14 protein-coding genes and 1 pseudogene are annotated in these 12,432 nt (G+C 75.7%); 10 read left to right on the plus strand and 5 right to left on the minus strand.

Going from position 1 to position 12,432, the window contains the following annotated elements; translation table 11 throughout:
* Positions 1–112 precede the first annotated feature (112 nt).
* Genes hypF through hypE form a run of 4 tightly spaced genes read left to right on the plus strand, consistent with a single transcriptional unit; the run spans position 113 to position 4,991 of the window.
* Positions 113–2,506, plus strand: coding sequence for a carbamoyltransferase HypF (gene hypF, locus OG553_RS33500; protein WP_405982600.1), 2,394 nt, complete (start codon positions 113–115; stop codon positions 2,504–2,506).
* Positions 2,475–2,807 (plus strand): HypC/HybG/HupF family hydrogenase formation chaperone, encoded by a 333-nt coding sequence (locus tag OG553_RS33505; RefSeq protein WP_405982601.1) that lies wholly within the window; start codon positions 2,475–2,477, stop codon positions 2,805–2,807. The genes hypF and OG553_RS33505 overlap by 32 nt, the downstream gene beginning before the upstream one ends.
* Positions 2,804–3,937, plus strand: a complete 1,134-nt coding sequence (hypD, locus tag OG553_RS33510) for a hydrogenase formation protein HypD (protein ID WP_405982602.1) — start codon at positions 2,804–2,806, stop codon at positions 3,935–3,937. Before OG553_RS33505 ends, hypD begins: the two co-directional genes overlap by 4 nt.
* On the plus strand, positions 3,930–4,991 hold the full coding sequence (hypE, locus tag OG553_RS33515) for a hydrogenase expression/formation protein HypE (protein WP_405982603.1): 1,062 nt from the start codon (positions 3,930–3,932) through the stop codon (positions 4,989–4,991). The genes hypD and hypE overlap by 8 nt, the downstream gene beginning before the upstream one ends.
* 30 nt (positions 4,992–5,021) lie before the next feature.
* On the opposite strand, the gene OG553_RS33520 is transcribed toward hypE, so the two are convergent.
* Positions 5,022–5,861 carry a class II glutamine amidotransferase gene (locus tag OG553_RS33520; protein ID WP_405982604.1) on the minus strand — a complete coding sequence of 280 codons (840 nt, stop codon included), beginning with the start codon at positions 5,859–5,861 and terminating at the stop codon, positions 5,022–5,024.
* Positions 5,862–6,028: 167 nt separating this feature from the next.
* Here OG553_RS33520 and OG553_RS33525 point away from each other — a divergent pair, with 167 nt between their 5' ends.
* From OG553_RS33525 to OG553_RS33550, 6 genes and pseudogenes are all read left to right on the plus strand, one after another.
* The gene (locus OG553_RS33525) at positions 6,029–6,598 is read left to right on the plus strand and encodes a hypothetical protein (RefSeq protein WP_405982605.1); all 570 of its coding nucleotides are present in this window, start codon (positions 6,029–6,031) and stop codon (positions 6,596–6,598) included.
* Positions 6,595–6,879 carry a monovalent cation/H+ antiporter complex subunit F gene (locus OG553_RS33530; RefSeq protein ID WP_405982606.1) on the plus strand — a complete coding sequence of 95 codons (285 nt, stop codon included), beginning with the start codon at positions 6,595–6,597 and terminating at the stop codon, positions 6,877–6,879. Before OG553_RS33525 ends, OG553_RS33530 begins: the two co-directional genes overlap by 4 nt.
* A 1-nt stretch (position 6,880) precedes the next feature.
* Complete coding sequence (locus OG553_RS33535) at positions 6,881–7,468, plus strand: hydrogenase subunit MbhD domain-containing protein (RefSeq protein ID WP_405982607.1); 588 nt, start codon at positions 6,881–6,883, stop codon at positions 7,466–7,468.
* A 41-nt stretch (positions 7,469–7,509) separates the two neighbouring features.
* Positions 7,510–8,130: pseudogene (locus OG553_RS33540) on the plus strand (MnhB domain-containing protein); the annotation flags it as partial.
* A 120-nt stretch (positions 8,131–8,250) separates the two neighbouring features.
* The gene (locus OG553_RS33545) at positions 8,251–8,598 is read left to right on the plus strand and encodes a sodium:proton antiporter (RefSeq protein WP_405983210.1); all 348 of its coding nucleotides are present in this window, start codon (positions 8,251–8,253) and stop codon (positions 8,596–8,598) included.
* 55 nt (positions 8,599–8,653) lie between these two features.
* Positions 8,654–9,037: a hypothetical protein gene (locus tag OG553_RS33550; protein WP_405982608.1), complete on the plus strand. Its 384-nt coding sequence runs from the start codon at positions 8,654–8,656 to the stop codon at positions 9,035–9,037.
* Between the two features lie 37 nt (positions 9,038–9,074).
* On the opposite strand, the gene OG553_RS33555 is transcribed toward OG553_RS33550, so the two are convergent.
* The 4 genes from OG553_RS33555 to OG553_RS33570 are packed head-to-tail and all read right to left on the minus strand — an operon-like array spanning position 9,075 to position 12,411.
* The gene (locus tag OG553_RS33555) at positions 9,075–9,449 is read right to left on the minus strand and encodes a low affinity iron permease family protein (protein ID WP_405982609.1); all 375 of its coding nucleotides are present in this window, start codon (positions 9,447–9,449) and stop codon (positions 9,075–9,077) included.
* A gap of 59 nt (positions 9,450–9,508) precedes the next feature.
* The gene (locus tag OG553_RS33560; protein ID WP_405982610.1) at positions 9,509–9,811 is read right to left on the minus strand and encodes a DUF1876 domain-containing protein; all 303 of its coding nucleotides are present in this window, start codon (positions 9,809–9,811) and stop codon (positions 9,509–9,511) included.
* A gap of 42 nt (positions 9,812–9,853) precedes the next feature.
* The gene (locus OG553_RS33565; protein ID WP_405982611.1) at positions 9,854–11,089 is read right to left on the minus strand and encodes a cytochrome P450; all 1,236 of its coding nucleotides are present in this window, start codon (positions 11,087–11,089) and stop codon (positions 9,854–9,856) included.
* The gene (locus tag OG553_RS33570; RefSeq protein ID WP_405982612.1) at positions 11,086–12,411 is read right to left on the minus strand and encodes a cytochrome P450; all 1,326 of its coding nucleotides are present in this window, start codon (positions 12,409–12,411) and stop codon (positions 11,086–11,088) included. Before OG553_RS33570 ends, OG553_RS33565 begins: the two co-directional genes overlap by 4 nt.
* Positions 12,412–12,432 lie beyond the last annotated feature (21 nt).

Consider the following 12,432-nt stretch of genomic DNA (forward strand, 5'->3'; position numbering starts at 1 on the left):
CACCCCCAGCGGTAGCTGGGGGAGGAACGGTGGAAGGGAGGGTAGGGGACAGCCCCGCAGGGCCCCCCACCCCGGCCACCGCCTCGCCGCACGCGTCCCCGGAACCCCGCTGATGGACGCGGCCGCGGAACGCCGCCGCGTCACCGTGCGCGGCGTCGTACAGGGCGTCGGCTTCCGCCCCTACGTGTACACCCGCGCCACCGGACTCGGCCTGGCCGGCCACGTCACCAACACCCCCGACGGGGTGGTCGCCGAGGTCGAGGGCGCCCCCGCCGCCGTCGCCGCGTTCTGCGAACGCCTCGCCGCCGAGGCCCCTCCGCTCGCCGTCGTGGACACCGTCGACCACCACGCACTGCCCCCGGCCGGGGGAGCCGGCTTCAGCATCATCCCCTCCCGCTCCGGCGGCCCGGCCCGCACCCTCGTCTCCCCGGACGTCGCCACCTGCGCCGACTGCCTCGCCGAACTCGCGGACCCGGCCGACCGCCGCCACCGCCACCCGTTCGTCAACTGCACCCACTGCGGGCCCCGCTTCACCATCGTCACCGGGCTCCCGTACGACCGGGCCCACACCACCATGGCCCGCTTCCCGATGTGCCCCGACTGCGCCCGCGAGTACGCCGACCCCGCCGACCGGCGCTTCCACGCCCAGCCCGTGGCCTGCCCGGCCTGCGGGCCCCGGCTGCGCCTGCTCACCGGCGCGCCGCCCCGCGCGGACGACACCGCCGACCCCGTCGCCGGGGCCCGCCGGCTCCTCGCCGCGGGAGCGGTACTCGCCGTGAAGGGCCTCGGCGGCTACCACCTCGCCTGCGACGCCGCCCGGCCCACGGCCGTCGCCGAACTGCGCCGCCGCAAGGACCGAGGGGACAAGCCCTTCGCCCTGATGGCCCGCTCCCTCGCGGACGTCGAACACCTCGCCGTGATCGGCCCCGCCGAACGGGCCCTGCTCACCGGCCCCGAGCGGCCCATCGTGCTGCTCCGCCGCCGCCCCGCGGCGGCCTCGGCACTCGCCGCCGAAGTCGCCCCGCGCAGCCCCGACCTGGGCGTGATGCTCCCGTACACCCCGATCCACCACCTGCTGCTGGGCCTGCCGGGCGACCCGCCCGGGCCGCGGCTGCTCGTGATGACCAGCGGCAACCTCTCCGGCGAGCCCATCGTCACCGACGACGCCGAGGCCCTGGAGCGCCTCGGCCACCTCGCCGACGCCTGGCTCACCCACGACCGCCCCATCCACGTGCCCTGCGACGACTCGGTGGTGCGCGTCTGCGACGGCGAGCCGCTGACCGTACGCCGCTCCCGGGGCCACGCCCCCCTGCCGGTCGCACTGCCGCTGCCCGTGCCGCCCACGCTCGCCGCCGGGGGAGACCTGAAGAACGCCTTCTGCCTCGGCGAGGGCCGCAGGGCCTGGCTGTCCGCGCACATCGGCGACATGGACGACCTGGCCACCCAGGCGGCCTTCGAACGCGCCGAGCGGCAGCTGGAGTCCATCACCGGAGTGGCACCCGTCCTGTTCGCCGCAGACCGCCACCCCGGCTACCGCTCCACCGCCTGGACGGGCCGCCACGCAGGCGCCCGCCCCCTGGTCCGCGTCCAGCACCACCACGCGCACGTCGCCTCCGCCATGGCCGAACACGGACTGGACGGCGCGCGCCGCGTCATCGGCATCGCCTTCGACGGCACCGGCTACGGGGACGACGGCGCGGTCTGGGGCGGCGAGGTGCTGCTCGCCGACTACACCGGCGCCACCCGCTTCGCGCACCTCGCGTACGTCCCGCTCCCCGGCGGCGACGCCGCCGTGCGGCGCCCCTACCGGATGGCCGTGGCCCACCTGTGGTCCGCCGGCCTCGCCCGCACCCCGGACCTGCCCGCGGTGGCCGCCTGCCCGCCCGCCGAACTGCCCGTACTGGAACGCCAGCTGGAGCGCGGCCTGAACTGCGCGCCGACCTCCAGCATGGGACGCCTGTTCGACGCCGTCTCCTCCCTGGCCGGCGTCTGCCACCTCGCCGGGTACGAGGCGCAGGCCGCCGTCGAGCTGGAGGCGGCCGCCCTCGCCGCCCCCGCCGCGGACCCGCACCCCGGCTACCGGTTCGCCCTGCACCCCCCGCCGCCCGGCACCCCGGGCCCGTACACCGCCGACCCGGCGCCCGTCCTGGCCGCCGTCGTCGCCGACGTACGGGCGGGCACCGCGCCGGGAACGGTCGCGGCCCGCTTCCACGCCTCGGTCGCCGCCCTCGTCGCGGACACCTGCCTCGCCGCCCGCGCGGCGCACGGCCTCGACACCGTCGCCCTGACCGGCGGTGTCATGGCCAACACCCTGCTCTCCGCCGCCTGTTCACGGCGGCTGAGGGAACACGGCTTCACCGTACTGCGCCAGCACCGGGTCCCCCCGAACGACGGGGGACTGGCCCTCGGCCAGCTCATGGTGGCGGCGGCCAGGGCCGGCCGCGCCACGGAACAACCACAGCAAGGAGGGGCCCATGTGCCTGGCGGTACCCGGCAGAGTGATTGACATCGGAGAGCGGGACGGCACCCGCATGGCCACCGTCGACTTCGGCGGCGTCGTCAAGGACGTGTGCCTGGAATACCTGCCGGACCTGAGGGTCGGCGAGTACGCCATCGTCCACGTCGGCTTCGCCCTCCAGCGCCTGGACGAGGAGTCCGCGCTCAAGACCCTGGAGCTCTTCGCCGAACTCGGCATGCTCCAGGAGGAGTTCGGCGACCCCTGGGAGCAGGCCGCAGACTTCGGCGGCGCCCCGGATACGGGCACCCCCGACCACGGAGACGTCCCGCGGGAGGCGGCGCAGCAGTGAAGTACATCGACGAGTTCCAGGACCCGGCCCTCGCCCGCCGGCTGCTCGACGACATCCACGCCACCGTCACCCGCCCCTGGGCGCTGATGGAGGTCTGCGGCGGCCAGACCCACACCATCATCCGGCACGGCATCGACCAGCTCCTCCCCGAACAGGTCGAACTGATCCACGGGCCCGGCTGCCCGGTCTGCGTGACCCCGCTCGACGTCATCGACAAGGCCCTGGAGATCGCCTCCCGCCCCGGCGTGATCTTCTGCTCCTTCGGCGACATGCTCCGCGTCCCCGGGACCGGCCGCGACCTCTTCCAGGTGCGCGGCGAGGGCGGCGACGTACGCGTCGTCTACTCCCCGCTCGACGCCCTGCGCATCGCCCGGGAGAACCCGGACCGCCAGGTGGTCTTCTTCGGCATCGGCTTCGAGACCACCGCACCGCCCAACGCCATGACGGTGTACCAGGCGAAGAAGCACGGCATCAACAACTTCAGCCTGCTCGTCTCCCACGTCCGGGTCCCCCCGGCCATCGAGGCGATCATGGACTCGCCGAGCTGCCGGGTGCAGGCCTTCCTCGCCGCCGGGCACGTGTGCAGCGTCATGGGCACCGCCGAGTACCCGGAGCTGGCCGCCCGCCACCGCGTGCCCATCGTGGTCACCGGATTCGAACCGCTCGACATCCTGGAGGGCGTACGCCGGGCCGTGCGCCAGCTGGAGCGCGGCGAGCACACCGTCGACAACGCCTACGCGCGCGCCGTCCGCCCCGAGGGCAACCCGGCCGCCCTCGCCATGCTGGAGGACGTCTTCGAGGTCACCGACCGGGCCTGGCGCGGCATCGGCACCATCCCCGCCAGCGGCTGGCGGCTGTCGCCCCGCTACCGGGACTTCGACGCCGAACACCGCTTCTCGGTGACCGGGATCGACACCCGGGAGCCGGCCGCCTGCCGCAGCGGCGAGGTCCTCCAGGGCCTGATCAAACCGCACCAGTGCGAGGCCTTCGGCAAGACCTGCACCCCGCGCACCCCGCTCGGCGCCACCATGGTCTCCAGCGAGGGCGCGTGCGCCGCGTACTACCTCTACCGGCGCCTGGAGATCCCGACCGCCAAGACGGCACCGCTGGAGGCGACCCCCGTTGTCTGACACCGCACTGGACGTCTCGGGCTGGACCTGTCCGGCCCCCCTGCGCGACCACCCCCGCGTGGTGATGGGCCACGGCGGCGGCGGAGCGCTCTCCGCCGAACTCGTCCGGCACGTCTTCGCCCCCGCCTACGGCGGCGAGGTCCTCGGACAGCTCGGCGACTCCGCGACCCTGACCCTGGGCGGGGCCCGCCTCGCCTTCTCCACCGACTCCTACGTGGTGCGCCCGCTGTTCTTCCCCGGCGGCAGCATCGGCGACCTCGCCGTCAACGGCACCGTCAACGACCTCGCCATGAGCGGGGCCGTGGCCGCGTACCTGTCCTGCGGGTTCATCCTGGAGGAGGGCGTCGAGACCGCAACCGTGGCCCGCGTCGCCGAAGCCCTCGGCGCGGCCGCCCGCGCGGCGGGCGTGGAAGTGGCCACCGGGGACACCAAGGTCGTCGAAGTGGGCCACGGCGACGGCGTGTACATCAACACCTCCGGCATCGGCCTCGTCCCCGAAGGCGTGGACCTGCGCCCGCAACGGGTCGTGCCGGGCGACGTGGTCATCGTCAGCGGGGACATCGGGCTGCACGGGGTGGCCATCATGAGCGTCCGCGAGGGCCTCGGCTTCGAAGCGGACATCGTCAGCGACTGCGCGGCCCTGGGCGGCCTCGTGCGGTCCATGCTCGCCGTCACCCCCGACCTGCACGTCCTGCGCGACCCCACCCGAGGGGGGCTCGCCGCCGCCCTCAACGAGATCGCGGCCGCCTCCGGCACCGGCGTGGTCCTCCAGGAGGGCCGGGTGCCGGTCCCCGAGGCCGTGCGCAACGCCTGCGCGATCCTCGGGCTCGACCCGTTCTACGTGGCCAACGAGGGCAAGCTCGTCGCGTTCGTCCCCCGCGAGCACGCCGACGCCGTCCTCGACGCCATGCGGGCCCACCCGCTGGGCCGGCGGGCGGCGGTGATCGGCGAGGCGGTCGAGGACCACCCCGGCCTGGTCGTCGCCCGTACCGGCCTCGGCGGCACGCGCGTGGTCGACCTGCCGATCGGGGAGCAGCTGCCGAGGATCTGCTGACCCGGACCGCCCGGGGCGGGCGCGGCGGGGTCAGGGCAGCTCGGGGATGAAGGGCAGGTAGTCCTCCGGGCCGTCCCACGGCACCACCGCGTAACTCGCCTCGGGCAGTTCGTTCCACACGCCGGCGAGGTCTCCGAGCGGCTCGGAGACCACCAGCCGCGTCTCGTCGGACACGGCGCGCAGGTACGGCAGCTCCGGGTACAGCTGGCGCACCGTGTCGGCCCGGCTGCTGTAGTACAGCGAACGGGACCTGCCCTGGCTGGAGTAGCGGAAGGCCCACACCCGCTCGCCCTCGCTGACGGCCACCGTCATCTGGAGCGGGTCGGCGACCCCGTGCTCCTTGCCGAGCCGCTCCACCAGGCCCGCCATCCGGGCGACCGCCCCGGGCGGGTCCTGGTCCAGGCCGAAGGTGACGGCGAGGTAGAACATCACCTCGGAGTCCGTCGAACCCTCGATGCAGGGGAACAGCGCCGGGTCCACGGCCATGCACAGGTCGCGTTGGAGCCGGTGGAAGTCGGTGATCGAACCGTTGTGCATCCACAGCCAGCGGCCGTGCCGGAAGGGATGGCAGTTGGTCTGCTGGATCGCCGAACCCGTGGAGGCGCGGACGTGCGCGAAGAACAGCGGCGACCGGACGTGCGAGGCCAGCTCCCGCAGGTTCCGGTTGTTCCAGGCCGGTCCGATGTCACGGAACACGGCGGGCGTACCGTCACCGTCGGTGCTGTACCAGCCGATGCCGAAGCCGTCGCCGTTGGTGGACTCCACGCCCATCCGCGCGTGCAGGCTCTGGTCGATCAGCGAGTGTTCCGGCTGGTACAGGACGGCGTCGAGGAGCATCGGCGAGCCGGAGTAGGCGAGCCATCGACACATGTGCACCATCCCTCTCGTGCGCCACTCCGTCCGAGCCTAACGCGCCATGCGATCGCACCGCCTGCCGTTGCGCCGCGCGGGTGGCACCGCCCGAGTCGGCCGCCGCACCGCCCGCCGGGGCCGCCGGGTGCCGCCAACCTGTCCCCGTCCCGGGAAGGGAGAGGCGGGTGAGGGGCAGGCTGCTGGAGTTCCTCCTGTGGTGGGCGGCGCTGACCGGCGTCACCCTCCTCGCGGTCACCACCCCGGACCCCGCCGAAGTGCTCGTGGCGGTCGTCGGCGCGGCCGGAGCCGGCTGGGTCGCCGGCCGGCTGCGCCGCGCCGCCGGCGTACGGGTGCACGGCACGGCCGGAGCCGCCCGCGCGGTCCTGGCACTGCCTCGCGCCGCCCTCGGGGGCCTCGGGACCCTCCTGCGGCTCCCCGCCTCCCCGCCCGGGGCCCGGCGCGGCCGGATCCGCACCGTACGGCTGCGCGAGGGGGCCGACCCGGGATGGGCCGGGGTGCTGCTGGGCTGGTCCGCCGACACCTGCGTGGTCGACCTGCCCGAGGGCAGCGCACCCGAAGGGGACCGGCCCGGGGGAGACCGGCCCGAGGGAGACCGGCCCGAGGGAGACCGGCCCGAGGGAGACCGGCCCGGGGGAGACCGGCCCGAGGAGCGGCCGAGCGCCGTCGTGCACACCCTCGCACCCACCCCCGGCGGCCCGGAGCGGGCGCTCGGCCGCCGACGGGGCGCGCGGTGAGCCCCGTACCGGCCGCCGGCTGGTCGGCGGCCGCCCTGGTGCTGCTCGCCGCCGTCTGGCCGGCCTGCCTGTGGGCGGCGGCCCGGGGCAGCGCGGTACGCCGCCTGGCCGGACTGTGCCTGGCGGGCACGGCCACCGGAGCCCTCCTCCTGCTGCTGCCCATGGCCTACGGCCGCCCCTCGTACCAGGACCTCGCCCTCGTCTTCGCCGTGCTCTCCCCGGCCGGGGTGCTCGTCTTCACCCGGATCGCCGGCTCCAGCCCGCCCGACGGGGAGGGCTGACATGACCGGGGCCGGGACCGCGCACCTCGCCGCCCACCTCCTGCTCTGGGCCGGAGTGGGCTGCTTCCTCGTCTCCGCGGCCGCCCTGCCCTTCCTGCCCGGGGGCCTCGCCCGGCTGCACGCCCTGGCCCCCGCGGGAGGCCTCGGCACCCCGCTGATCGCCTGCGCCGTCGCCCTGGAACAGGGCGCCGGCCGGGCCGCCGGCAAAACCCTCCTCATCGGCCTGCTCCTCGCCGCCGGATCCACCGTGACCACCATCGCCGTCGCCAAGGCCACCGCCGACGAGGACCGCCACCAGGACCAGGAGCACCCCCCCGGCATGGATGACGCCCTGACCCTGACCTCCCTCCTCCTCGTGGTCGCCGCCGCCACCCTCGCCGTGCTCTGCCGCGAACCCGTACGCCAGGCCGTCGCCCTCGCCGCCCTGGGCCTCGCGCTGACCCTGCTGTTCCTCGTGCTCCAGGCCCCCGACGTGGCACTGTCACAGCTCGCCGTCGGCACCGCGCTCACCCCGCTGCTGATCCTGCTCACCGCCCGCAAGGTCCGCCGCCCGCCCGCGCGGCCCGGCGAACGGGAGGACCGGCCGTGAAGGCGCGCGCCCGGGGCGCCCTCCTCGGCGCGGCCGGCACCGTGCTCGCCGCGTTCTTCACCGCCGCCTGCCTCGACCTCCCCGCCTTCGGCACCGACCACCACCCCTACGGCGACCGCGCCGTCGCCGCCGCCCTCGCCCACCGCACGGCCAACACCGTCTCCGCCGTCAACTTCGACCTCCGGGCCCTCGACACCCTCGGTGAGCAGTCGATCCTCTTCGTCACCGTCCTCGGCTCCACCCTGCTGCTGCGGCTCGCCCGCGACGAACACCGCGAACCGCCCCGCACCGAACGCGCCCTGCCCACCACCCGGCTCTTCGGCGCCGTCCTGCTGCCCGTCGCCCTCGTCACCGGCGTGTACGTGGTGGCACACGGCCAGCTCACCCCCGGCGGCGGCTTCCAGGGCGGAGTGGTCCTCGCCACCGCCCTCCACCTCGCCTACCTCGCCGCCGACTACCGGGTCCTCGAACGGGTCCGGCCGCTCGCCGCCCTCGACACCGCGGACGCCCTCGCCGCGCTCTCCTTCACCGCGCTCGGCCTGGCCGCCCTCGCGGCGGGCGGGGCCTTCCTGGAGAACGTGCTCCCCCTCGGCACCTTCAACACCATCACCTCCGGCGGGACGGTCCCCCTGCTCAACCTCGCCGTGGGCATCGAGGTCGGCTCCGGGCTGATCGTGCTGCTCGCCCACTTCCTCGACCAGGCCGTCGAGATCACCCGACCGGGCGACGGACGGCCCCGCCGCCCGCCCGCCCGCCCCCGACCCTCAGGAGGAACCGCGCTGATGGGTGCCCTGCCGTTCCTGGCCGCCGGATGGGTGCTCCTGACCGCCCTGTACGGCCTGGTCACCAGCCGCGACCTCATCCACGCCGTCGGCTGCCTCGCCGTCGCCCAGACCTCCACCTACCTGATGCTGCTCGGCGTCGGCTACCGGCGCGGCGCCACCGCTCCCGTCTTCGGGGACCTCCCGCCCGGCAGCCGGCCCGTCGTCGACCCCGTCGTCCAAGCCCTGACCCTCACCGACATCGTCGTCGGCGCGACCGTCACCGCCCTGCTCCTCGCCCTCACCATCCAGCTGCGCAAACGCCACGGCACCGTCGACCCCCAGGCGCTCACCGCCCTCCGGGGCTGACCGGTGCCCTCGCCCCAGACCCTCCTGCCGCTCGCCGTCGCCGTCCCGCTGGCCGGTGCCGCCGTCCTCGCCGTGGCCGGACGCCGGCTGCCCACGCTCGGCTGCGACCTGCTCGCCACCACGACCGCCGCCGCCTGCCTCGGCGTACTCGCCCTGCTCTGGCCGCACACCGGACACCGGCCGGGCGGCCGCGGCGGCGGGGGAGGCCGTCGCCACGGCGTGGACCCCGGCCGGCACCGCGCTCGGCCTGGCCTCCGCGGCCCTCGCCTGCCTGCTCGCCGCCACCGCCGTACGCGGCCCCGGCGGGGCCCCGCGCAGGGCCGCGGCCGCACTGCTGCTGCCGCTGCGCCGACTGCACTCGGGGCTGCTCGGCGACTACCTGGCCTGGCTGGCGGTGGGCATGGCCGCGCTCCTGGTCGCCGTCGCCGCCCAGCTGTGAGAACGGAACACCGGACAAATTCCCGGCCGGACAATTCCTAGAGGCGCTCCTCCATCCGGATGGCCGACTCCAGGTCCTCGTGGGCCCTGCCCTCCTTGCCCTCCCGCTCCTCCAGCAGGGCCGCGGCGATCGCGTCGAGCTTGCGCTGGACGGCGCGCTCGGCGCGCCGCTCGGAGTTCTTCAGCAGGGCCAGCATCAGCAGGGACACCGCGCCGATCGAGTCGCCCGCCAGGTGCTGCCACTCCATGGGCAGACCCAGCACGTGCACGACGACCAGACCGGCCACCAGGGCCGCGCACAGCGCGGAGAAGACGGCGGAACTGGTGAAATTGGAGGCGAGCTCGGCCAGCCGCTCGAAGCGGCCGGCCCGCCCGCCGTCCTCGCCCTTCTCCGCCGGATGACGCAAGACCATGGCGTGCGCCTGCCCGCGACGGCCCGCCGCACACCTCCCCGGGGCCGCCCGCCGCCCTGCTACCGGCCGCCGCCGGAGTCGTCCGGCCAGCCGTACCCGGTGCGCGGCGCCTGCGGTACGGCGCCCAGCGCGGCCAGGTCCTTGTCCGCGGCCCGGCCCAGCTGACCGGCCAGGTCCCGCATCGCCCGGCTCGCCGCCAGCTCGTCACCGATCGCGGGGACCTCCACGTCCTGCGGGTTGCACCGCGCCCGGCCCCGCCCGACCAGTGTGTCCCTGCCGGTCTCCAGCACCGCCCGGGCCTTGGTCGTACCGTCCTCCTCGATGAGGTAGACGCCTACCTTCCATTCCTCGGCATGTGACATGGCGTGCCTCCTGAGCTCCCGGAGCCTCCTGCCTCCAGGATCTCACCAGGACACGTACAGCTCCTCCGGCGACCGGTGGATCAGCGTGGGGCGCATGCGCGGCGGCCGCTGCCCGTCCAGCCGCAGCCCCGGCAGCCGGTGCGCGAACAGGTCGAGCGTCAGCCGCAGTTGCTCGCGGGCCAGCCGGGAGCCCGGGCAGCCGTGCGGCCCGTACCCGAAGGCCAGGTGGGGCCGGGCGGCGGCCCCGCGGCCGATGTCGAACACCCCGGCGCGCTCGTGGCGCCGCTCGTCGCGGTTGGCCGACCCGTACGCCACCAGCACCGTCGCCCCGGCCGGCAGCCTGGTCCCGGCCAGCGTCACCGGACGGGTGGTCCTGCGCCGGAAGGCCTGCACCGCCGCGTCGTGGCGGGCGGCCTCCTCCACCGCCGCCGGGACCAGGGACGGGTCCTCGCGGAGCATCCGCCACTGCCGCCGGTCGGAGAGCAGGTGCATCAGGGCGGTGGCGATGAGCGCGCTGGTCGTGAGGAAGCCCGCGATCAGCAGGTTCTGCAGGTTCGCCACCAGCTCGTGGCGCTGCTCGGCGGTCAGCTCGCCGGTCCCCGGGGCCAGGGCCGAGACCATGGCCGAACAGAGGTCGTCCCGGGGCCGCTCGCGCCGGGCGCGCACGTACCCGTCCAGCAGCCGTTGCAGGGCGACCACGTCCTCGGCGGCCGCGACCTGCTCCTGCGGCGACAGCGGCCGGAACAGCAGCTCCTCCGCCCGGTAGCCGCCGCGCACCGCGGCCGGCACGTCCGCCGGGTCCAGTCCGATCAGCCGCCCGATCACCTGCCCCGGCAGCTGCCGGGCGTAGGCCCCGACCAGCTCGACGGGCCCGTGCGCGGGCAGGCCGTCGACCAGCTCCCGCGCGCAGGCGCGGGCGTGCGGGAGCAGCGCCGCCACCCGGGCGGAGGACAGCCCCCGGTTCAGCGGGGCCCGGTGCCGGCGGTGGGCGGCGCCGTCCGAGGAGACGACGGTGGGCCGGGGCCCGAAACCGCCCGCCAGGACCCCGAGGACGGCGTCCGGCAGCGCCACGTCGGGGGTCAGCGAGTTCACCGAGGAGAAGTCCTCCGCGCGCAGCAGCACCTCCCGCACGTCCCGGTCGCGGGCCACCAGCCAGGCGTCGAACGCGGGCAGGTACGTCAGCCCCTCGGTCCGGCGGGCGCGGGCGTACAGCGGGTACGGGTCGCGGTACAGGTCGTCGCGCCGGGCGTGCCGCGGCGTCCGCTCGGGCGGGGTCACACGGGCCTCCCGTGGGGTGCGTGCGCCAGGCGCGCCGGGGCCGGGCCGTCCGGCCGGACGGTGATGCTGTACGCGGCCCCCGCGGGGACGGATTCGAACGCCGGCGCGTGTCGGGGGAGCAGCAGTTCCAGCAGGGCGGTCGACTCGCGCAGGGCGAACTGCGTGCCGAGGCAGGCCCGGGGGCCCATGCCGAAGGGCAGGTAGGCGCCCTGCCGGGAGGGCCGCCCGCCGGGTGTGGTGAACCGGCCCGGGTCGAAGCGCTCGGGGTCCGGCCACAGCTCCGGATCGCGGTGGGTGAGGTACGGGCAGACCAGCAGGTCCGTTCCGGCCGGGACGGCATGGCCGGCGACGGTGTCGGCGACGGCCGCGTGCCGGGGCAGGATCCACGCCGACGGGTAGAGCCGCAGCGTCTCGCTGACCAGCGCCTGCACCGCCTCCCGGCGCCCCGGTGAGCCCTCGGGGCCGGCGGCGAGGGCCTCCTCGCGGGCCGAGGGATGGCGGTCGAGGAGCAGGTACAGCCAGGTCAGGGTGGTGGCGGTGGTCTCGTGCCCGGCGACCAGCAGCGTGACGAGCTCGTCGCGCAGCAGCCGGTCCGTGTACTGCGGGTAGGTGTCCGAGGCCTCCACCAGCACCTGGAGCAGCCCCGGCCCTTCCGGCCCGGGCTCCCGGTTCCGGGCGGCGGCCACGGCCCGCCGGGCGACGGCGTCGATCCGGGCGAGGTCGGCGGCCACCGAGCCCCGGGCCCCGACCTCGTCGGCGGGCAGGCTCGGCAGCGCCGCCACCACGGACGCCACCGCGGTGAGTTCCCCCGCGGTGGCGTCGTCCAGGGCGTGTCCGGTGAGTGCCCGCCAGATGGTGTCCAGGGCGAAGCGGCGCATCTCCTCGCCCACGTCGAAGACCTCCCCGGTGCGCGCGTACCCGGCCCAGCGCTCCGCCGTGGTACGGGCCGCCGCGGCGATCCGCCGTTCGTAGCGGCGCATGCCCGTACCGGTGAACTGCGACTGGAGCAGCCTCCGTTGCCGCTTCCACGCGTCGCCCGTCGCGGCCAGCAGCCCGTCACCGATCAGCAGCCGGGCCCGGTGGGAGCGCTTGACGTACGCGTCGGGGTTGCGGGCGAGGACGTGCTGCACGGCCTCCGGCCCGGTCACCAGCACGGTGGGATCCGGCCCGATCCGCACGGCGGCGAGACCACCGAGCCGCTCCCGCGCGAGGCCCAGCAGCTCGATCAGCTCTCCCCCTCCGGCCCGCCACCGCTCCACGTCGGCGGCGTCGAGCTCGGGCACCGGCAGGGCGGACCGCCCGGTAACGGCGTGTGTGGCCAAGGCTGTTCTCCTGTCCGGCGG

The organism is Streptomyces sp. NBC_00158 (assembly GCF_045160885.1).
Taxonomy (GTDB): domain Bacteria; phylum Actinomycetota; class Actinomycetes; order Streptomycetales; family Streptomycetaceae; genus Streptomyces.

Coding starts and splice junctions, on each gene's coding strand:
- OG553_RS33505 (WP_405982601.1), top strand. CDS start 2,475: ATGTGCCTGGCGGTACCCGGCAGAGTGATTGACATCGGAGAGCGGGAC.
- OG553_RS33520 (WP_405982604.1), bottom strand. CDS start 5,861: ATGTGTCGATGGCTCGCCTACTCCGGCTCGCCGATGCTCCTCGACGCC.
- OG553_RS33560 (WP_405982610.1), bottom strand. CDS start 9,811: ATGTCACATGCCGAGGAATGGAAGGTAGGCGTCTACCTCATCGAGGAG.
- OG553_RS33535 (WP_405982607.1), top strand. CDS start 6,881: ATGACCGGGGCCGGGACCGCGCACCTCGCCGCCCACCTCCTGCTCTGG.
- hypF (WP_405982600.1), top strand. CDS start 113: ATGGACGCGGCCGCGGAACGCCGCCGCGTCACCGTGCGCGGCGTCGTA.
- OG553_RS33545 (WP_405983210.1), top strand. CDS start 8,251: ATGGGTGCCCTGCCGTTCCTGGCCGCCGGATGGGTGCTCCTGACCGCC.
- OG553_RS33555 (WP_405982609.1), bottom strand. CDS start 9,449: ATGGTCTTGCGTCATCCGGCGGAGAAGGGCGAGGACGGCGGGCGGGCC.